The 20,304-nt window shown below is 53.6% G+C and carries 21 protein-coding genes; 15 read left to right on the forward strand and 6 right to left on the reverse strand.

From position 1 onward, the window contains the following. The first annotated feature begins 237 nt into the window (after positions 1-237). The 3 genes from DQG13_RS27675 (at position 238) to DQG13_RS27685 (ending at position 3,020) form a co-directional block, all read left to right on the forward strand. Positions 238-1,254, forward strand: coding sequence for an ABC transporter substrate-binding protein (locus DQG13_RS27675; protein WP_113023431.1), 1,017 nt, complete (start codon positions 238-240; stop codon positions 1,252-1,254). Then, positions 1,251-1,949: a GTP-binding protein gene (locus tag DQG13_RS27680; RefSeq protein WP_113023432.1), complete on the forward strand. Its 699-nt coding sequence runs from the start codon at positions 1,251-1,253 to the stop codon at positions 1,947-1,949. The genes DQG13_RS27675 and DQG13_RS27680 overlap by 4 nt, the downstream gene beginning before the upstream one ends. A gap of 120 nt (positions 1,950-2,069) precedes the next feature. Next, positions 2,070-3,020 (forward strand): ATP-binding cassette domain-containing protein, encoded by a 951-nt coding sequence (locus tag DQG13_RS27685; RefSeq protein WP_113023433.1) that lies wholly within the window; start codon positions 2,070-2,072, stop codon positions 3,018-3,020. A gap of 344 nt (positions 3,021-3,364) precedes the next feature. On the opposite strand, the gene DQG13_RS27690 is transcribed toward DQG13_RS27685, so the two are convergent. Both DQG13_RS27690 and pyk read right to left on the reverse strand, forming a co-directional pair. Continuing rightward, the gene (locus DQG13_RS27690; RefSeq protein ID WP_146767220.1) at positions 3,365-3,748 is read right to left on the reverse strand and encodes a hypothetical protein; all 384 of its coding nucleotides are present in this window, start codon (positions 3,746-3,748) and stop codon (positions 3,365-3,367) included. Positions 3,749-3,837: 89 nt separating this feature from the next. Beyond that, entirely contained in the window at positions 3,838-5,268 is a 1,431-nt protein-coding gene (pyk, locus tag DQG13_RS27695; protein WP_113023435.1) for a pyruvate kinase, read from the reverse strand. A gap of 139 nt (positions 5,269-5,407) precedes the next feature. Here pyk and DQG13_RS27700 point away from each other — a divergent pair, with 139 nt between their 5' ends. The 9 genes from DQG13_RS27700 (at position 5,408) to DQG13_RS27740 (ending at position 14,736) form a co-directional block, all read left to right on the forward strand. Beyond that, positions 5,408-6,325: a LysR family transcriptional regulator gene (locus DQG13_RS27700; RefSeq protein WP_113023436.1), complete on the forward strand. Its 918-nt coding sequence runs from the start codon at positions 5,408-5,410 to the stop codon at positions 6,323-6,325. Positions 6,326-6,923: 598 nt separating this feature from the next. After that, positions 6,924-7,160: a PepSY domain-containing protein gene (locus DQG13_RS27705; protein WP_113023437.1), complete on the forward strand. Its 237-nt coding sequence runs from the start codon at positions 6,924-6,926 to the stop codon at positions 7,158-7,160. 545 nt (positions 7,161-7,705) lie between these two features. Then, a complete protein-coding gene (locus DQG13_RS27710) occupies positions 7,706-9,172 on the forward strand; it encodes a circularly permuted type 2 ATP-grasp protein (protein WP_113023438.1) in 1,467 nt (488 codons plus the stop codon). An 84-nt stretch (positions 9,173-9,256) separates the two neighbouring features. Beyond that, a complete protein-coding gene (locus DQG13_RS27715) occupies positions 9,257-10,213 on the forward strand; it encodes an alpha-E domain-containing protein (RefSeq protein WP_113023439.1) in 957 nt (318 codons plus the stop codon). After that, positions 10,210-11,073, forward strand: coding sequence for a transglutaminase family protein (locus DQG13_RS27720; RefSeq protein ID WP_113023440.1), 864 nt, complete (start codon positions 10,210-10,212; stop codon positions 11,071-11,073). The genes DQG13_RS27715 and DQG13_RS27720 overlap by 4 nt, the downstream gene beginning before the upstream one ends. Positions 11,074-11,294: 221 nt before the next feature. Beyond that, the gene (gene pyrE, locus DQG13_RS27725) at positions 11,295-11,855 is read left to right on the forward strand and encodes an orotate phosphoribosyltransferase (RefSeq protein WP_113023441.1); all 561 of its coding nucleotides are present in this window, start codon (positions 11,295-11,297) and stop codon (positions 11,853-11,855) included. Between the two features lie 14 nt (positions 11,856-11,869). Continuing rightward, positions 11,870-12,286, forward strand: coding sequence for a GNAT family N-acetyltransferase (locus DQG13_RS27730; protein ID WP_113023442.1), 417 nt, complete (start codon positions 11,870-11,872; stop codon positions 12,284-12,286). Positions 12,287-12,415: 129 nt separating this feature from the next. After that, entirely contained in the window at positions 12,416-12,889 is a 474-nt protein-coding gene (locus tag DQG13_RS27735; protein WP_113023443.1) for a MarR family transcriptional regulator, read from the forward strand. Positions 12,890-13,557: 668 nt separating this feature from the next. Then, positions 13,558-14,736, forward strand: a complete 1,179-nt coding sequence (locus DQG13_RS27740; RefSeq protein ID WP_113023444.1) for an MFS transporter — start codon at positions 13,558-13,560, stop codon at positions 14,734-14,736. Positions 14,737-14,756: 20 nt separating this feature from the next. Here DQG13_RS27740 and DQG13_RS27745 read toward each other — a convergent pair whose 3' ends face one another. After that, positions 14,757-15,071, reverse strand: a complete 315-nt coding sequence (locus DQG13_RS27745) for a DUF6809 family protein (RefSeq protein WP_146767221.1) — start codon at positions 15,069-15,071, stop codon at positions 14,757-14,759. Between the two features lie 142 nt (positions 15,072-15,213). On the opposite strand from DQG13_RS27745, the gene DQG13_RS27750 reads away from it, so the two are divergent. Next, entirely contained in the window at positions 15,214-15,450 is a 237-nt protein-coding gene (locus tag DQG13_RS27750) for a helix-turn-helix domain-containing protein (protein ID WP_113023446.1), read from the forward strand. A 118-nt stretch (positions 15,451-15,568) separates the two neighbouring features. Here the strand turns inward: DQG13_RS27750 and DQG13_RS27755 are convergent, their stop codons facing one another. Next, positions 15,569-16,267 (reverse strand): DsbA family oxidoreductase, encoded by a 699-nt coding sequence (locus DQG13_RS27755; RefSeq protein WP_113023447.1) that lies wholly within the window; start codon positions 16,265-16,267, stop codon positions 15,569-15,571. Between the two features lie 253 nt (positions 16,268-16,520). On the opposite strand from DQG13_RS27755, the gene DQG13_RS27760 reads away from it, so the two are divergent. Together DQG13_RS27760 and DQG13_RS27765 are read left to right on the forward strand one after the other, a co-directional pair. Further along, on the forward strand, positions 16,521-17,615 hold the full coding sequence (locus DQG13_RS27760; RefSeq protein WP_113023448.1) for a Fic family protein: 1,095 nt from the start codon (positions 16,521-16,523) through the stop codon (positions 17,613-17,615). 90 nt (positions 17,616-17,705) lie between these two features. After that, complete coding sequence (locus tag DQG13_RS27765) at positions 17,706-18,452, forward strand: MerR family transcriptional regulator (protein ID WP_113023449.1); 747 nt, start codon at positions 17,706-17,708, stop codon at positions 18,450-18,452. Positions 18,453-18,603: 151 nt separating this feature from the next. Here DQG13_RS27765 and DQG13_RS27770 read toward each other — a convergent pair whose 3' ends face one another. Together DQG13_RS27770 and DQG13_RS27775 are read right to left on the reverse strand one after the other, a co-directional pair. Next, positions 18,604-19,983 (reverse strand): DUF4179 domain-containing protein, encoded by a 1,380-nt coding sequence (locus tag DQG13_RS27770; protein WP_113023450.1) that lies wholly within the window; start codon positions 19,981-19,983, stop codon positions 18,604-18,606. Next, positions 19,958-20,197, reverse strand: coding sequence for an RNA polymerase sigma factor (locus DQG13_RS27775; protein WP_181593036.1), 240 nt, complete (start codon positions 20,195-20,197; stop codon positions 19,958-19,960). Before DQG13_RS27775 ends, DQG13_RS27770 begins: the two co-directional genes overlap by 26 nt. Positions 20,198-20,304: the final 107 nt, after the last annotated feature.

Raw genomic sequence — 20,304 nt, forward strand, 5'->3', positions numbered from 1 at the left:
GCTCCCGGTTGGCCCGCATTATCCTCGATAAGGATCAATGGCTGGAGTGTCTGGCTTAAAGCATTGGCGTGGAATAAATTCAACGGCTGCACCCTGTTTATCCAGGCGTGCAGTTTTTTTGTTTCGGTCTTTCGGGCTTATGTGTTATATAACCTCACATAGACACAGAATTGTGCTTTGGCCCTGCTGGAAAAAGAATGGTATGATACGGTTAAATGTCCGCTGGAGGTGGAGTGATTGAACGGAAAAATCCAAGAAAAGGGATGGGTGGGGTATGACTTCGTCCCGACGCTGCTGGCTATGATGCCTTGTCCGCTGAAGGTGCCGGTGGAGGAGGATTTCGCCAGGCGGGAGGAAGCGGGGGAATGGGCCGGCTTCGATACGTCAAAGATTGTGTTTGAGGGCAACGCCACCCAAACAGGCTTCTACGAGCAGGTGAAAGCCTACCGGCATGAGGATGAATTGCCTGAGCTGATCGTCTCTCCGGGCATCAGCAGCTTTTTTCATTCGGATTTCCGTGAGAAATTCCTGGAGCGCGGCGTGTTTGCGGATGTGACGGAGGGCTGGAGGGGCAATCCCCGCTTCGGCAATCCGGAGCTGGCGGACCCGAAGGGCTGGTATACGGTGATTTGTGTGAACCCGCTGGTGATGGTGGCGGATCTGACCCGTTTGGAGGGTTTGCCTGTTCCCCGGTCCTGGGGGGAGCTGCTTAAGCCGGAGTGGAGCCGGAAGGTGAATATGCGGGGCAAAAACAACAAGGATTTCTGCGAAACCACACTGCTGACCCTGCGCCATGTGTTTGGCCCGGAGGCGGTGGAGCGGTTCGGCGAGTCTGTCAAGGATGGGCTGCATCCCGCCCAAATGGCCAAACTGGCGGGGACCGGCAATCCCGAGGCGCCCGGGGTGTCCATTATGCCGTATTTTTACGCCAAAACCATTCCCCGCAAGGAAAAAATCTCCATTGTCTGGCCGGAGGAGGGAGCTATTGCAAGCCCGGTGTTCCTGCTGGCCAAAGCCGCGTCGCGGGAGCGCCTCAAGCCGCTGACGGATTATCTTACCGGGCCGCGGGTTTCGGCTTTGTATGAAAATGCCTGGTTCCCCGCGTTGAACCCGTTGGTGGAAAGCAAGCTGCCGCCTGATGCCAAGCTTATGTGGATGGGCTGGGATCTGGTATGGAATGACAATATCGGGGCGGTCAAGCTGGACACGGAGGAGCGCTTCATGAGAGGCTACCGCAAGGGGCGGAGCCTATGAAGCTGATTACGTTGGCCGGCCCTCCCTCCAGCGGCAAAACCTCTGTGCTGCTTCGCATTATTGAGGCGCTGCGCGAAGCGGGGCGGACAGCGGGAGTGGTCAAATTCGACTGTATGGCTACCTTTGACGATAGGCTGTACGAGGAAAAGGGGATTCCCGTTCTGGTAGGGCTGTCCGGAAATCTGTGCCCTGACCATTATTTTGTCACCAATATCGCCTCCTGCCTGGAGTGGGGAAGCTCGGTGGGGGCGGATATGCTGATCACGGAAAGCGCCGGTCTGTGCAACCGCTGCTCGCCGTATATCCGGCAGGTTCAGTCTGTCTGTGTCATTGACCATCTTTCCGGGCTCAATACTCCGGCCAAAATCGGGCCCATGCTGAAGCTGGCGGATACGGTGATCCTCACCAAGGGGGATATTGTGTCCCAGGCGGAGCGGGAGGTGTTCCGTTATCGGGTGCGGAAGGCCAATCCCAAGGCGGAGATTATCCCCATGAACGGGCTTACCGGGCAGGGGAAGGAGCGGGCGCGGGATGTGTTTTTGGCGGCGCCGGAGGTGGAGGGGCTGGACGGCTCGAAGCTGCGGTTTTCCATGCCAGCGGCGGTATGCTCCTATTGCCTTGGGGAAACCAGGATCGGTGAGGATGCCCAGATGGGCAATGTGCGGAAGCTGTGGACGCCTGGGGAAGAGAGTTAGATTGTGTTTGAGCGCAGGCGTCAGGCGTGCTGATACATACCTGTCCGATGCTCCCGAGCACCTCACCGCGCTGATGATGCAGCTTCCATACCACACAACTAACAAGGAGGCGGACTTACCGTGGAAAAGGTGCAATCCATTACCATCTGCGGCGGCCGTGATAAATACGGTCAGCCCGAAGACTGCCTGCTCCATCTTGTGCCGGGAGACATTGCGGCCGTAGTCGGTCCCACCGGTTCGGGCAAAAGCCGGTTGCTGGCGGATATTGAGTATCTGGCCCAGCGGGATACCCCCAGCGGACGGCAGATTCTCCTGAACGGTCAGCCGCCTGATCCGGCGGAACGGTTCGGCATCGGCACCAAGCTGATCGCCCAGCTTTCGCAGAATATGAATTTTGTGCTGGACGCCACGGTGGGAGAATTTATCGCCATGCATGCGGCCTGTCTGGAGCAGGGGGAGCCGGAAGCGAGTTCGTCAACTGGCATGGGTCCGGTGCAAGCGGATAAGGACTCGCCAATCGGCCGGGATTCTGGACAGGCGGAGCCGGAGGACGGCAAATGGGGCGGTGCAGCAAGCAGTGTGGAGTCCGTGGGGACGAAGGTCGCACACTCCTCCTCAGTTGGCAACCGTCCGGCAATCGGCGCCCTTACCTTGGCCAAGCAGGTGCTGGAGCAGGCTAACCGGCTGGCAGGGGAGGCCTTCACTCTGGATACTCCGCTTACGGCGCTGAGCGGCGGACAATCCCGGGCGCTGATGATTGCCGATACGGCCATTCTCTCCGACTCGCCTATAGTGCTTATCGACGAGATTGAAAATGCGGGCATCGACAAACGCCTCGCTCTGGAGGTTCTGGTGGACCGCCAAAAGATCGTCATTATGGCCACACATGATCCGATCCTCGCCTTATCCGGGCATTATCGGCTGGTGTTGGGCAACGGTGCTTTAAGGGACGTCTTGAAGACGGAGCCTGGGGAACTGGCGCTGTTGGAGGAGCTTCGTGCAGCGGACGGTCGGCTGGCGCTCATCCGTCAGGCGCTGCGGGCGGGGGAGCGGCTTCACCCGGGGATGTAGGCGGGGTTCACGAGATGGAGGGGATGGAGAATTTGTTTGGAGGAGGCTGTCCAGTTTGCTCGGTGCGGGAAAAAAGCGGCGGAACGGGCCTATTGCCTCGTCCTGCCGCTTTGGCTGGTTGGTTGCTGTTGTATCTGATGAGCAAATAAAAATGATAGCGGGCAACAAATGTATGCTAATCCATCTGGACCGGGGGAAATCCGGCAAATAGCAGACATGTTTTGTATGCTATTTGGTCAAAACCGGCTCAAAACCGGGCGAAAAACACAGATAGCAGACATTGTATGGCGCTTACATAGCCGCTGGAGGCAGGTAATCCGAGAATAGCGTACATTGTTTGCCGCTTACATGCCGGAAGGGGCTCCTTCGGAGGGAGGATGGCGGGTGGGGGCGGGCTTGGAGCGGCCGCGTATACCACTTGCCGGAGCAAGCTGGCATTGTCGGGCATATGCCTGGTCCGCCGGAGCGAGCCGCATCATCCGGTCTTGCGCCGTTTGCTCGCTGCATCCGCCGTACTTCCGGTATCTTCCGTGTCCCGCCCCATCTGCCGTACTTCCGGTATCTTCCATGTCCCGCCGTATATCTGCCGTGCTTGCCGTATCTTCCGTGTCCCGCCCCATCTGCCGTACTTCCGTATCTTCCGTGTCCCGCCCCATCTGCCGTACTTCCGTATCTTCCGTGTCCCGCCGTATATCTGCCGTGCTTGCCGTATCTGCCATATCCGCCATATCCGGCCCCACCCGCTGCATCCGCCGCGGTCTGCCGTCCGGCCGAAAAGGCAGGCCGCCTCTCGCAGCAGCCTGCCTATTGCCTCGCCTTACAGCGCGTCGCCTACGTGGTGGATGCGCAGCAGGTTGGTGGTGCCGGTGGCGCCTGCCGGAACGCCTGCGGTGACCACCACCAGGTCGCCCTCCTGCAGGTGGCCGGCGGCCTTAGCCAGCTCCACTGCGGCCAGGATGGCCTCGTCGGTGCTGGCTACCAGCTCCTTGCGGAGCACAGGGATAACACCCCAGGATACGGCCAGCGAATGAAGCACGCTGGATTTGGAGGAGACGGCGATTACCGGCGCCTTGGGCTTATACTTGGCGATCATGCGGGCGGTAAAGCCGCTTTCGGTCAGGGCCAGAATGGCCTTTGCGCCCAGCTCCAGGGCGGCTTGGGCTACGGCCTGGCCGATGGCGCCTGTTACGTCCGGGGTTTTGCGGGCGGCTTGCAGCGTCAGCCAGCTGTAGCTGTCCAGAGCGGTTTCCGCTTTGGCGGCGATGCGGGCCATGGTTTCCACGGACTCCAGCGGATACTTGCCTGCGGCGGATTCGCCGGACAGCATCACCGCATCGGTGCCGTCAAACACGGCATTGGCCACGTCGCCTGCTTCGGCGCGGGTGGGACGGGGGTTCTGCTGCATGGACTCCAGCATGTGGGTGGCGGTGATAACGGGTTTGCCGGCCAGGTTGCAGCGGCGGATCATATCCTTTTGCACCAGGGGAACATCCTCAACGGGAAGATCTACACCCAGGTCGCCGCGGGCTACCATTATGCCGTCGGCTACGGAAATGATGGCGTCCAGATTTTCCACACCCTCGTCGTTCTCGATTTTGGCGATTACCTGGATGTGGTTTGCGCCCAGCTCGTCCAGAATATGCTTGATCTCTAGAATGTCCTCGGCCTTGCGCACAAAGGATTGGGCGATAATATCGATCTTCTGCTCCACGCCGAACTTGATGTGGCGGATGTCCTTTTCGGTAACGCCGGGCAGGCTGGTTTTGACTCCGGGAACGTTGACGCCCTTGCGGGGCTTCAGGCGGCCGCCGTTACGGATCAGACAGATGATCTCGGTGCCTTCGGCCTTGACCACCTCCAGACGGACCAGGCCGTCGTCAATGAGAATAATGCTGCCGGGTTTCACATCCTGGGGCAGTTGTTTATAGGTAACGTGAATCCGGTCCTTGGTGCCAAGCACTTCTTCAGTGGTGAGGGTTACGGTTTCGCCGGGAACCAGCTCCACGAAGGCCTCTTCCATTTTGCCGATGCGGATTTCCGGGCCTTTGGTATCGATGAGCACCGCTACATAGGCGTTCTCGGCGGCTGCAGCCTCGCGGATATTGCGGATGCGGGCGGTATGCTCCTCCGGCTCGCCGTGGGCGAAATTCAGCCGGGCCACGCTCATGCCGGCGCGGATCAGCTTGCGCAGCATCTCCGGGCTTTCGCTGGCGGGGCCGATGGTACAGACAATTTTCGTTTTGCGCATTATTTTTCTCCACTCCTTGTCCAGTTTTATTCCCTTGTGAAACTTTTCTCTTTCTTTTAGAATATAGGAAAAGCAATCATAAGAAAAATATATATTTTTACGTTTTTCATCAATTTTGATGTAGAAGGCAGGTGGAGTGATGAATCTGCACGCCCTGAGGATTTTTTATACCGTTGCGGAAAAAGGCGGGGTTACCCGGGCCTCGGAGGATCTGTTGATCAGCCAGCCGGCGGTGACTGCCCAGGTGCGCAATCTGGAGAAGGAGCTGGGCTTCTCCCTGCTGGCTCCCAAGGGACGGGGAGTGCTGCTGACGGACGGGGGCAGGCTGGTGGCCGACTACGCCAAACGGCTGTTTGCCCTGGAGCGGGAGATTGAGTCGGGCATCCGCGAGTACAAAGCGGGCTTCAGCGGCGTGCTGCGGATTGTGGCTACCTATCTGCCCGCCAATCTGCTGCTGCCGGAATGGCTGGCCCGCTACAAGCAGGAGCATCCCCAGGTGGAGGTGGTGCTGACCACCGTAAACTCCCGGGAGGCGGTGGAGCAGCTGCTCCATTACGACGCGGAGGTGGCGGTTTACGGCGGCGGCTGGGAGGAGCAGCCGGGGATTGCCTGGGAGCAGCTTTTGGAGGACGAGCTGTGGTTTATTGTTCCCAACGGCCACCCTTATGCAGGCAAGGAGATCACCCTGGCCGAGATGATGAAGGTTCCTTTTATATTAAGGGAAGAAGGAAGCTCCACCCGGGAGCGGCTGTTCTCCCTGTGCCGGGCGCTGAATGTGAATCCCCCCAAGGTGGGTTTGCAGTTCAACGGGGTCAGCGAAGCGGTGCGCGCGGTTATTGCCGGCTACGGGGCGAATTTTATCTCGTCCATGGCGGTGCGGGACTACGTGGAGCGGCGGGAGGTGTCCCGGGTGTTTGTGCGGGGGCTGACACTGATGAATCCCATTGCCGTGTGCACCCGCAAGGAGGAGCTGTTGTCTCCTGTGGCCGAGGCTTTTGTGGGGCTGATTCGCGATGAAGTAAAATGCTGGAAGAAACGGCCCAGAGGTGGAGTGTGACCTGTCATAGATTTTTTTGCCAACGCCTTCCGTCCCCATGCGGAAAGGCGTTTATTGTGACCACACGTATTTTAGCGCTGCAACACGGCCGCTCATCCTCGAAAAACTCCGATGGGAGCTTTTCTCATCATACCCGTGGAGGGGTGCCCTTTCTCATCTTGTCGCGCCGCGCTCTGCGAATCATCCTCTGACCTGGTTTGCAAGCGGTGCAAGCCTGCGTCTTTGTTAAACTGGGATTTTCTAAACAAGCCCTTCTTCTGTTGCGGAACAGAGCGACCCTTATGGCGGTGAAAGCGGGAGTTTGGATAATTAACGGAACTAAGAAACCGTTAAATCCCCGGTACGGCGAAAATAGGGAGGAAATCAGGCTGCGGCGGGGAATAAGGGCTTCTGAGTTCAGACGGGAATAAGTGGCAAAAGCCGCTATAAGAGTCGCTCAGTTCCGCTGCGTTTTTCCGTCAGCTTTTTCTCATGTTCAGAAATTCCATCGATTGGTTCGTTGCCTCCCGTATCCGCTGTCCCGGAAGCATCCCTGCATCCCGCTGGAGCATCTGCATCCGCGGCAATAAACAGCCCATCTGCCGGAAGAGTGTTGGCGATGGAGGAAGCCGTTGCCATTGCCAAGCAGCTCCACGGCAAAAACGGTCCTGTCCAATGGAGCGCAGAGCTCCAGCGCGGCGTTGAAATCGAAGGGGCAAAGCGGGATGTCTGGCGAGTGGAGGCGCTGTTTTCCGCAGGGGACAGGTGGTGGTACTCGCTGGACGCAAGGAGCGGCAAGCTGGGAACGAAAATGGCCTGCGTGTGGAATAGGATAAAAGCCCCCATCCCGACGTAAACATCATGCAGACGCTGGAGTCGCCGGAGGCGAACAAGCTTGCGGTTCATCTTGTAAGACGTCTTGCATACGTTAAGGGAAGGGGGGCGATTTCTTCTGGATGCGGTGTTTGTAAATCCTGCCGGGAGAAGTCTCCGGACTGTTCCCGGGGAAAATAGGAGCCCATCCGCTGGACAACTTCCTATCGGGGGAATGGCATAACCTTGCACAGCTATTTTCCCGCCCCCCAAAAAACGGTCCAGACCCTTCTTTCAGGCAACGGCCCTTATCCCGTGACCATTGGCCCGGATATTGTCTATGATTCCGCGACGGGGCACCTGCAGCTGGAGTAGTTTTGGCCCGGATTTTCAAATTTTCAGAAAAATGATGTAAATATACTTGACACGAAAATAAGCGCACACTAAACTAATTCTTATAAAATCTTTGGATTTCGGATTTATATGTTATGTATATGTAATGTTTTGCTTCGGGAGTTGGTTTGTCGAGGCAAGGGTAATGCGCATTTTCATTCGGGGGATCGTTTAACATGAGAGGGGCTTGGGGCTATGGGAGCTGTGGAGCGTTCGCCGATTGCGCCTTATGCGCTGGAAGGTTTCTATGATGAAATGTTTGCGGAAAACGGTCTGCAGGTCCGTTCCCATTACAGCCAGGTGTATGAGCGGTTTGCGGCCCTGAAGGCGGGGGAGGCGGGAGCCAAGCAGGCGGCCTTCAACCGGCGGATGATGGAGGAGGGCATCACCTTCACCCTCTACTCCCCCTCCCAGATCCAGCCTCTGGAACGGACTATACCCTTTGACCTGATTCCCCGGGTGATTCCCAAGACGGAATGGGATGTGCTGGAGAAGGGGCTTTTGCAGCGGGTTACGGCCTTGAACCGGTTTGTGTACGACGTGTACCACGGGCAGCAGATTGTGAAGGACGGCATTGTACCCCGGCGGATGGTGGTGGCCAACAAATATTTCCGGCCGGAGATGATGCATGTGCGGGTGCCGGAGGATGTTTATATTACAGCCTCGGGTATTGACCTCATCCGGGATGAGCATGGGGCCTATTATGTGCTGGAGGATAATCTGCGGTGCCCCTCCGGTTTTTCGTACCTGTTCAAAAGCCGCTCCATGATGAACCAGCTGTACCCCGAATTAACTCTATCCTCCTCCATCCGGGATGTGGAGCATAGCCTGAACCGGTTTCTGACGGTGCTGCGCAGCCTTTGCCCCACCCGCAAAAAAGACCCTGTTATTGCCCTCCTGACACCCGGCGAATACAATTCCGCCTATTACGAGCATACCTTCCTGGCCCAGCAGATGGGCATTCATCTGGTGGAGGGGCGGGATTTGGTGGCCATGGACCACAAGGTGTACATCCGCGGGTTGGGCGGGCTGACCCAGGTGGATGTGATTTACCGGCGGATCGATGACGATTATCTGGACCCGCTGGCTTTTGACCCCAATTCCATGCTGGGAGTAGCGGGGATTATGAATGCCTACCGGGCCGGCAATGTGGCCATCGTGAATGCTCCCGGCACAGGGGTTGCCGACGACAAGGCCATGTACGCCTATGTGCCGGATATGATCCGCTACTATTTGAAGGAAGAGCCGATTATCGGGAATGTGCCTACCTATGTGCTGTCCCGGCGGTCGGAACGGGAATACGTGCTGTCCCGCCTCCACGAAATGGTGGTCAAGGAAACCTCCCTGTCCGGCGGCTACGGCATGTTGATCGGTCCCTCCGCATCGGAGGCGGAGATTGATGAGTTCCGTACCAAGATTATGGCCGATCCGAGCCGGTACATTGCCCAGCCGACCATCCGTCTCTCCCGCGCTCCGGTGCTGGTTGGCGGGCAGCTTGCGCCGCGGCATATCGATTTGCGGGCGTTCATCCTCATGGGCGGAGGAACGGCGGGGGTGCATGTTATTCCCGGCGGGCTGACCCGGGTGGCCATGACGGAGGGATCGCTGGTGGTGAATTCCTCCCAGGGAGGAGGCTGCAAGGATACGTGGGTGATGGCGTAGCCGGACCCCCAAAAGTGACGAGAAGCTGACGAAGCTTAATCCGATTAGGAAGAACAATCATCCTAAGAAGGGCGGGAGATTGCCATGCTGAACCGCAATGCGGAGGCTTTGTTCTGGATTGGACGCTATATGGAAAGAGCGGAGAATCACGCCCGTCTGGTGGATGTTCATTACCATATTCAGCATGAGGGAGACTTCGCCCACGAGGAGCATAAGTGGTCCCGTCTGGTGGATGCCTTCGGAGCCAGAGGGGATTACCTGCAGCAGTTCGAGCAGTTTACGGAGCGGGATGTAATTTCCTTCATCACTCTGGACCGGGGCTACAGCAATTCCCTGTTTTCCTGTGTGGCTCAGGCCAGAAGCAATTTGCGCACCATCCGGGAAAAGGTCCCCAGCGAGCTTTGGGAGGCGGTCAACTCCTTTTATCTGTGGCTGGGGGAGGTGCAGGTGGCGGATATTCTCGAAGAAGGGCCCAATATCTTTTTTCGCCGGGTAAAGGAAAAGGTGGCGGTGTTTCAAGGTGTGGAGCATTCCGTCATGCAGCGGGAGCAGGAATGGCATTTCATTGAATGCGGCCGTTTTCTGGAGCGGGCGGAAAATACGGTGCGGATTCTCCAGTCGGTGCTGGGCGCCATCAGCGCGGACCGGGCGGCCCCTTATCCGTATCTCATGGCTGTGCTGAAATCCGTCAGCGGCTACCAGGCCTTCCGCCGGGTTTATGCCGACGGGCTGTCGGCTCCGCAGATTATCGAGTTCCTGCTGACCCGGGAAAGCTTTCCCCGTTCTGTTTATTTTTCCTTCCTGCAGCTGGAGGAGCATCTGGTGGAAATCGGGCTGTACGAGGGGGAGATGGCCTTGTCCCAGCATGAAAAGGCCCGGCGCAAGGCAGGCAGGCTGAAGGCGGAGCTGGGCTGCCTGGACCGGGACGATCTGGATTTGCCGGAGACGGCGCTGCTTCTGGAGCAGCTGACCGAGGGCTGCCGCAGCCTGGGGAGGACCATGGCGGAAACATTTTTTCGAATGGAGGCGGCAGCCCAATGAAGCTGGAAATTCAGCACATGACCCGTTATTCCTACGCGGAGGCGGCTACGGACAGTGTCAATGAGGTGCGTCTGACTCCCCGCACCAACAGCCGTCAATCCTGTTACAGCCACGAGGTGACGGTGGAGCCCCCTACGGCCCTGTTGACCTATGAGGATTATTTCGGCAACCGGGTTCATGCCTTTAGCGTCAACAAGGCGCACCGGGAGCTGACTGTCCGGGTGCGGTCTGTGGTCAGCACCCAGGAGACAGTATGGCCGGACCCTGCCCTGCATCCGGAGGCGGAGCTGGAGCTGATGCGGACGGATGCTTTTTATGACCGGTTTGTGGAGTATTTGCTGCCGACAGTTTATACGGCTTTTACGCCGGAGCTGGAGGCTTATGCCCGGCCTTACGGGCCCGGAACAGAGGGGATTTACGCTTGGGCGCAGGAGCTGACCCGGCGGATTTACGGGGATCTGACCTATGATCCGGGCGCTACCCACGTACACACCACCGTGAATGAAACCCTGGAGCTGCGGCGGGGGGTCTGCCAGGAATACGCCCACTTGATGCTGGCGGTTTGCCGGTACCATGGGGTGCCGGCGCGGTATGTCAGCGGCTACCACTTCGTGGGAGACATCACCGGGAACAACGCGGACTTCGAGCAGGCCTCCCACGCCTGGGTGGAGGTGCTGATCCCCGGAAGCGGCTGGAGGGGCTTCGACCCCACCAACAAGGCGGAGACGGGCTGGCGGTACGTAAAGCTGGGCCACGGCCGGGACTACAAGGACATTGTTCCGGTAAAGGGCATTTACCGGGGCAGCGGCAGCCAGCGCCTGACAGTCAAGGTGGACGTGCGGAAGGTGGAGGAGGAGTAGCATTTTGGCGGTTGCGGCCGTTGGAGGAAAAAGAAGTCTGTCTCTACCGTATCTGTACGGTGAAAGGCGGGCTTTTTTGGCGTTCTGGCGCAAATCTACTTGCCCAGTACCGTTTCGGTGGAATTATCTATGCAAGGCTGGGGAAATCCATTATAATGCTCGAAAAGAAAGCACCATGATCCGGCACCCGGGTTCAATACAAAGAGACGGGAGACATGTGCATGGATAGGACGGCTTTGGCTAAACGCATCTACGAAATCGCTCATTTAACCGGAAGCTTCACCTTGCGTTCCGGGCAAATTTCACAGGAGTATTTCGACAAGTATCTGTTCGAGGCGGAGCCCGCCGTATTGCGTGAGGTCGCGGCGCAGCTGCAGGCTCTGATTCCACCTGGCACACGGGTGCTGGCGGGGTTGGAGATGGGCGGCATACCTGTCGCTACAGCTCTGTCGCTGGCCTCCGGCTTGCCTGCCGCTTTTGTGCGGAAGAAGGCCAAGGCTTACGGAACCTGCAAGCTGGCTGAAGGGGCGGATGTGGCAGGCAAAGGGATTGTGATCGTCGAGGATGTGGTGACTACCGGCGGACAAGTGATCCTTAGCGCAAAGGATTTGCGGGAAGCAGGAGCAGTGGTGGAGGACGTAATCTGTGTCATTGAACGGAACCCGGAAGGGCGGGAAAAGCTTGCTGCGGACGGCTTGCGGCTTCATGCCCTGTTTACGATGGAAGAGCTGAATGCGGCGGGAGCAGGCGGACAATTGGCGGAAGATGCCAAGAAAGTCTAGGGGGGAAGCTGGCCATGCACATCGAATTTGATGGTTTTTTAATCAGCGATGACAAGATGCTGCTGTCTGTGGAGGCGGTAGCCGGATTTTTGGAACGGAGCTACTGGGCGGCGGGAAGGCCGTTGGAGGTGATCGAAGCCTCCATCCGCAACTCCCTCTGCTACGGCCTGTACCATGAAGGCAGGCAGATTGGTTTTGCCCGGGCGGTCACGGATCTGGCTACTATGTATTGGCTGGCGGATGTGTTCATCGACGAGGCTTACCGCGGCACTGGCTTGGGCAAAAAGCTGGTGGCGGCGGTGGTAGACTCCGAGGAATTGTGCGGACTGACGGGCCGACTGGGCACCAAGGACGCCCATGAGCTGTACAGGCAGTTCGGATTTGTCCTGGACGAGGGCCGGGCCATGGCGAGAAGACCGAGCGGGGTTTAACAGGGGAATGAACGCAAATTGGACCGTATCCTTTGAACAGGTGCGGTCTATTTGTGTTTGCTGCATTAGATTGGAAACGAAACATCTAGTATAATAGTGTTGATGCACCACCGGGCGGGAGGACAGGCCATGAACAAGGAAGATCAGGTTATCATGGGCTTCAGGGACGTTTTTAACAAGATGGTTTGGCTGAATAAAATTAAGATGGAAGACAGCCTGAAGGGGCATAAGCCTTCTGAGGTCCACTGCATTGAATATATTGGGAATCATGCGGATTCCAACGTGACCAAGCTTGCGGAATCTTTTTATATGACCAGAAGCGCTATAAGCAAAATAGCGAAGAAGCTCATGGAAAAAGGCCTTATCGACAGCTACCAGAAGCCGGAAAACAAGAAGGAAATCTACTTCAGGCTTACGGAGGAAGGAAAAGCCGTTTATAAGATCCATGAGGAGCTGCACAAGGAATTTCAAGAACGGGATAAGGCTGTATTTGAGCAGGTGACCGAAGAACAGTTCGACAGTATGCTTCGTTTTATGGAAAGGTACAGCAGGCATTTGGATGCGGAAATAAAGAAGCAGGGTATGGATATGAAACAGGATTAAACTTTAACTATGCAGTAACTACTCAGCTATCTGTTTGGAAAAATTGTGCTTTAAAGGGACTTAGGAGCCCGTATTGTCTGCCGCGGGCACATTTCGTCCCCATTCCAAATTGCTGTTATCTGCTTTTAGTGACAACATCTCTGATGTATGGTAGATGTGGTGGGATGTCAGGAATATGGAACGATATGGAATTATATGGAATGTCCATAATGTAAAAGTACATTTATTTCATGGGTCAGCCGCTGAAACGGAGGGTCATCATGCAAAAGTGCATCTATTTCACGCGGATTTTAGCTTTTTGGCGGTTTTAAACGAAAATAACTGCACTTTTTGCATGATTGGAGCGAAAAAGTGGACTCCCGGCCCAAAATAGCTGTATTTTCGCATGATAGAATTGGTAATAACGGACATTTCACGGACACACGGTACGCTATTTACCCTGGGAAACCTCCCAATCTGCTGTTTTCAAGCGGCGCTCGAGACAGTTAGGGGGGTTACGGGAGTAGTTGAGTAGTTACACTATGCAAAATGAAACCGCAGGCAGCTTAGCTCTATTGAGAGCAGGCTGCTTTTTCGTTGTTGGAATTTTGTTGACAGGGAAACAAAACCGGGATATTATCATTATTGTTTCCGAGGAAATTAAATTCGGATTATGAGGGGAGAGTGTCATGTTGAAATTAGATAAAAAGGCGTTTATATTCGGTCTTATGTCCGTGTTTCTTTGCGGACTGGGCTTCAGCATTATCGCACCTGTTGTCCCGTTCCTGGTGCAGCCATATATAAGCAATCCCGGAGATCAGGCTATAGTGGTCACTCTGCTGACCTCCGTTTATGCCATCTGCGTGTTTTTTGCGGCCCCTGGACTTGGAGCCTTGAGCGACAGATATGGCCGTCGTCCGTTGCTCTTGGTGTGCCTGTTGGGGTCCGCCATCGGGTACTTCGTTTTCGGCATAGGGGGAGCGCTTTGGGTGCTGTTTGCCGGGCGCATTATTGAGGGTATAACCGGGGGGAGCATAAGCACGGTCTTCGCCTATTTTGCAGACATTACACCCAAAGAACAGCGGACTAAATATTTTGGCTGGGTGAGTGCGGTTGCAGGTGCCGGCGCCGCCATTGGGCCTGCTCTGGGCGGGCTGCTTGCTAAGTTCGGCTATTCCGTCCCCATGTATTTTGGAGCAATCATAACCCTGGTGAATTTCATCTATGGAATCCTGTATATGCCCGAAAGCCTGGCCAAGAATAACCGGCTGAACAAGATTACCCTTGTAAGGCTGAATCCATTCACCCAGCTAATAAACGTGCTTTCGATTAAGAACTTGAAAAGGCTGCTTGTCTCGGCATTTTTGCTTTGGATACCCAACGGTTCCTTGCAGGCCGTCTTCTCCCAATTTACAATCGATACCTTCAATTGGAAACCCGCGGTGATTGGACTTATGTTTTCGATTATGGGCATCCAAGACATTATTTCACAGGGCTTCATCATGCCTAAGCTTTTGAAAAAACGGAGTGATGCCCAAATAGCCATTCTTGGCATGGCATCGGAAATGATAGGCTACAGCCTGATTGCAGCATCGGCTTTGTTTTCATTCTATCCTTTTTTTATCATCGGGATGTTCATATTCGGTTTCGGGGATTCCATCTTCGGACCGTCCTTCAACGGCATGGTTTCCAAGTCTGCGGATTCCAGTGAACAAGGGAGGATTCAGGGCGGGAGCCAATCGATTCAATCCCTGGCAAGAATAATCGGACCTATCATTGGGGGCCAAATCTATGTAACCCTCGGCCACGCCGCGCCAGCTATTATGGGAGTTTTTCTTATCGCGGCGGCAATCCTTGTTTTGTTCTAATTATCAACCCGAAATATGCTTCATGGATTGACATCAGGAAAAGCGCTTAGTTTATTGGCAAGCCCGCTCTTCCCGGTGAGGATTTCTACCATTAGTCCGGCACCAAGCCGGAAGCCGTATGAGAAGGTAGAAGAAAGCTCCATTTCATGGGTTTGTTTATACAGTTCCAGAATCTCCTCAAGCTCTTTACATTCTTCCTCGGAATGGCTGTGTTTCCACGATTCCAAACCAGCACTAATTTTTTGACTTGTTTCTCTATATTTCGGATCGCGGGATACTGCATTTTCATTTGGATTCAACTTGCCGCTATACAACTGGTCCAACAGATTTTGCAAAGTGTACACCGACCTTTCATCTGTTTGTAACCTTATTTCCTTCTAACTAAATCTTATCATATATTCAGCGATTTGTAGAGTATACTACGTGGATATTTCTTTTAAGAGATTGGGATAATAGTTTTAAAAAAGAGGTATTGCCTTGAAATCAGAAGAAGTATTCGGGCAAGTTTTGAGAACCTTACGCAAAAAGCAAAGGCTGAGCCAAGAAAGTCTGGCCTTTCAAAGCAACCTTGACCGCACTTATATATCTATGCTGGAGCGTGGTGTTCATCAACCAACCTTAAGCTCCTTGTTCTCTCTTGCTGGTGCATTGAATATGAAGGCCTCTGATTTGGTGAGGCTCGTTGAGAACGAGATTGCATCAAGCTCCAGTTAAAATGAGAGATTTTACGCGCATTCTTGTGAAAATAAGATATGCGCTTTTTTATTCCCAAAACAAATTAAGACATAAGAAAAAGCTGCCTCAGCGGGCAGCTCTGATTTTATAAGCTTGTTTAGTCCAGCGAACATGCCCCATCCTGACAGACACCTGCATCATTGCCGATGACGCGCAGCGGCTGGGTTTCCTGCCAGATGGTCTCCAGCGTCTTGAGAAATACTTCGCTGGATTGCGCCCCGGAAATGGCATATTTGCGGTCGATGACGAAGAAGGGCACTCCGGTGACGCCCAACTGCTGCGCTTCCTCTTCGTCGGCGCGGACTTCAGCGGAATAATCGTTCCCAGCCAGCATCTTCAGGGTTTCGTTGCGGTCCAGCCCGGTCTTTTCCGCCAGCTCCGCCAGTGTATCATGATCTCCTAGAAGGCGGGAGTCTGTAAAGTACGCCTGAAATAGCTCCTTGATGACTTCCTCTCGTTTGCCCTCTTTCGCCGCGTAGTGCGTCAAGCGATGAGCATCGAAGGTGTTGGTCAATTTCATAGTATCAAAATTGAACGTCAATCCGGCTTCCTTGGCCTGATCGCTGAGATTTTTGTTCATGGCTATGGCCTTCTCGCGGGTCATGCCGTATTTGGCAGCCAGCATGTGGCGCACGTCATGCTCCACCATTTTGGGAGCGCGGGGGTCCAACTCGAAGCTTTTGAACTCGACCTTTACGTTATCCCGGTGGGCAAACTGCTCCAGAGCACTCTCCAGACGTTGTTTTCCTATATAGCAGAAGGGGCAGGCAAAATCCGACCAAACTTCAATTTTCATGGAGGGGGGCTCCTTTCGGTTATCATTGCCGCTGTTTTGAGATGAAATTGATGTAACTATTATAGTTACAACTTAAGTTTGATGTCAATCTGACTTCAATTAAAGGAGGCAATATCAAATATACTTCGCGGGAAATATAAAATCAATTTCCTCGATTTTTGTTTATTAATTATTAATTATCCTGTATTTATAATCACGAATAGGATATGATGTAAATAACATATAGTATCTCTTTTGAAGGTGAGGCCTACATATGGCAAAAGCTCCATTTACCCCCGGAGATTTACCATTGGGAAACGAACGAATTAATCAGTTGATGTTTATACGAGAGCTAATTGATGCTAACAAAAAAATCGCTCAGTATCAGGTTTTATTGCAAAACACGAAGTTGCCCTCCCATTTACTGCTAAATCCTGTCATGTTAAACGAAGCTGTACAATCAACCAAAATTGAGGGAACCCAAGTAACACTTGATGAGGTGCTTGAAGTAGAAACCAAGAGTAGGAAAAATACTAAAGATATTCAAGAAGTGCTCAATTATTATCATGCGTTACGTGACGGAATGGATAGATTGGCTGTTTTGCCTATTTCGACGAGACTCTTTAAAGCAATGCATGTAACACTTATGTCAAATGATGTACGCGGCAGCAACCGCTCACCTGGCGAGTATAGGAAAATCCAGAATTTCATAGGTCCGGAAGGATGTTCGTTGGAAACGGCAACCTATATCCCTCCACAGCCTCAACTCGTGGACACCTACATGAGTAATCTTGAAGTCTACATTAATGATCCTCAAGATCAGCTTGATGAATTGATTCGAGTTGCTATTATACATGCGCAATTTGAAACAATCCATCCGTTCCTTGATGGTAACGGAAGAATCGGTCGTATATTGATACCCTTATACTTGTACAGTAAAAGAATCATTGACTATCCTAACTTTTTCCTAAGTGAGGCATTGGAGAGGGTTAAACATAAATACTACAGGTTTCTTAATGATACACGATATACCGGAGACTGGAATCAATGGATCCGTTTTTTTCTTGAAGCGATAATACTTCAAGCAGATAAAAATATTTATTTGATTAATGAGGTTAACAAATTATATGAACACGATCTGGATTTGGCTCAAAGTCTGATTAACAGCAGCGGTGTTAAAAAGTTGATCGATGCATTCTATCAAAAACCCATTTTTACGGTTCATACTATTTCCTCAGTAGCAGACCTGCCCGAAGCCACTTGCAGGCGATACTTATCTATTCTGGAATCAAACAGAATTATTTTCTCTGATGGCAAACAAAGGTCAAAAACTTATTATTACTACAATCTCCTGGATAAGCTTCGTTAACAATAATTAGGATTTGGATAGTCCGCAAATAACCCTTGACTCTCACGTTACGTGATCCTTTAGAGTAAGTGGTGAAGGGAGATGCAGAGGATGAAGGTTAAGGAAGTTGCCGAGCTGACGGGGGTCAGTGTGCGCACGCTGCACCACTATGATGAGATCGGGCTTTTGAAGCCGGAGGAGGTGACGGAATCCGGATACCGCATTTACTCCGCCGCGAATCTGGAGACTCTGCAGCAGATCCTGTTTTTTCGGGAGCTGGGGTTTTCCCTGGGGAAGATCAAGGAGATCATTACCGACCTGGACTATGACCGCAACGAAGCGCTGGCGCTTCAGCGGCGGATGCTCGTGGACAGACGCGGGCAGCTGGACCGGATGATTGAGGTGATCGACCAAACCATTCGACATTATAAAGGAGAGATTCATATGAGCGATAAGGAAAAGTTTGCAGGCTTTGATTTTACCAAGGGCAATCTGTATGAAAAGGAGGCGCGGCAGCGCTGGGGAGACGAGGCGGTTAACCGCTCCAACGCCCAACTGGGGGCCATGTCCAAAGAGGAGCAGGAGAAGCTGGGCCAGGAGATGAACGACATTTACTTCAAGCTGGCCGATCTGCGCCAACTGCCTCCCGAATCGGAGGAAGCCCAGGCGGCTATCAAGCTGTGGTGGGAGTACCTTAACCGGATGGGCAGCTACTCTTACGAGGCCTTCAAGAATCTGGGCCAGATGTATGTGGACGACGAGCGCTTCACCAAGAACATCGACAAGTTCGGCGAGGGGCTGGCCCTGTTCATGCGGGACGCTATGGCCGTATTTGCGGACCGTGCGGCTGCCGAATAAGATTGACCCTCGATTAAGTTACGTAAGTCCAGCGATAGCCGGATGCATCATGATCGGATGCCTACCGTTTGGGGCCGCAGGCGCCGGGCGACATGTGAAAGATCAAGTCCCTGGTTGCCCGCGGCTCTTTTTTACACGAAAAAAAAGAGGATTAAGGCTCCAACTCGAGCTTGATTGTTAACTCGTCCAGCAGTTTAATATCGGTTTGAGTCATTGTGCCGAGCACATAAGACTGCGAAGGGTCCAAAGGCGGATATTCCAGGATATACGCATAAGAGGTATCGCTTATTCGCGTCCGCTCTCCGCTGTCCGTAATGATCATTTGGCCATCGGCGGTCTCCAGCCACAATGAGGCGGATTGCGTATGGGGAGCCTTTCCCTTGACTTCATAATAGATCAGGGTTTGGTCATTCTTGAATACCACATTGTTGACAATGACCTCTCCGACCTCTCCTTGAGACAGTACGATAGGGAAGTTCTTTGTTAACGGGGAGGTTACTTTTTGACTTTCCTGCTTATGCGCAAGCAACCTATATGGCGTCACATAAACCTCTTTCGCACCGCTGGCCAGGGGAGCGAAACGGACCGTTCCTCTGGATACACCATCCTTGCCAATTGTCCACTGCGAATCCAGGTAGTTGATTATCATGCCGCGCTCATCCTTAAGCTGGAAGAGGAGCCAGTCCGTATCTCCGGCAAATTCAAACTCCAGCTTGGTTGTTACAGGCGTTAACAAATAGCCTGTCAATTGGAATCGTCCATCCCTGGACTCTGCCCCATATCCATCTGCAAGTGCTCGATGTTGGCTATCCTTCAGCGTTTTGTTCGCAACCGATAATTTGAAGCTCCAATCGCCTGCAACCCGATTTTGCTTGGCTGAATTGCCGTTCTCGTCCTTAGGCCCCGTCACTTCGCCGATGTTCAACTCTAACTCAAAGCTGTCTTCCGCCCCCGGCTCGTCAATATCCAGTGTCATGATGCCAACAGCCTGATTGGCGTTGAGTCGATGGGGCTTTGTGCTGAAGGCAGCTCCCGGTTTGGAAACACCGTTGATTTTGATGGAAACCTTCCCTAGGAATATTATGTTTTCCGTCTGTTCGGAATGGATTTCATAACCAATAGAAAGCCTTGCGCCATCGTAAATGACATCCTGAAGGGTGATGGCAACGCCATTGTCGCTTACCATTTTGTTGTAGGGCGAAGACAGCCCGCCGCTCTTACTGCTGACAATCCCGCTGTCGCCGGCAAAGGAAAAGATATCTCCCTTGAAGATTCTGCCCATGATCGGAATCCTCCGCAATTTCTCAGCCGAAGCGGGGAATGACGATAATGCGCCGAAAAGCAGGATGACAGCAATGATGGAACAGCTTGCCGCCAGCAGCCTTCTTCCGAAGACGGGCTTGTTTATTTTCTGTGTCGTTCTCTCGTCGTGTGCTTCCAGCACCCGCACCTGCAATTGAATGCGCGGCAGCTGGGTTTCTTGAAATTGCTGCTTCAATTCCTGCTCATAAGCATGAGAAGCTTCGTTCATCCTTCCTTGCCCCCTTATCGGCCAAGTCGCGTTTTAACTTCTTGATGGCCCGTTCATATCGCTTTCGTACAGCCGAATAGCTGATGTCCAGCTGCTCTGCAATTTCCTCGAACCTGTTTTCCTCCACAATTCGCAGCAAAATAATATGTCGCTCCTTCGGGGCAAGCCGCCGCAGCGCCTCCTGCAGCTCCACATTGTAGGCCAGACCCTCCATAGGCCGATCCGCTTGGAAAACCGGCATGGATTGCGAAAACAATCGTTACTACTTAGGTCTCCTCGAAAGGAGCTGAAATCCTTTGAAAAAATATCCAAATACCCGAC

The sequence above is a fragment of the Paenibacillus sp. YN15 genome (assembly GCF_003285005.1).
GTDB lineage: Bacteria > Bacillota > Bacilli > Paenibacillales > NBRC-103111 > Paenibacillus_AR.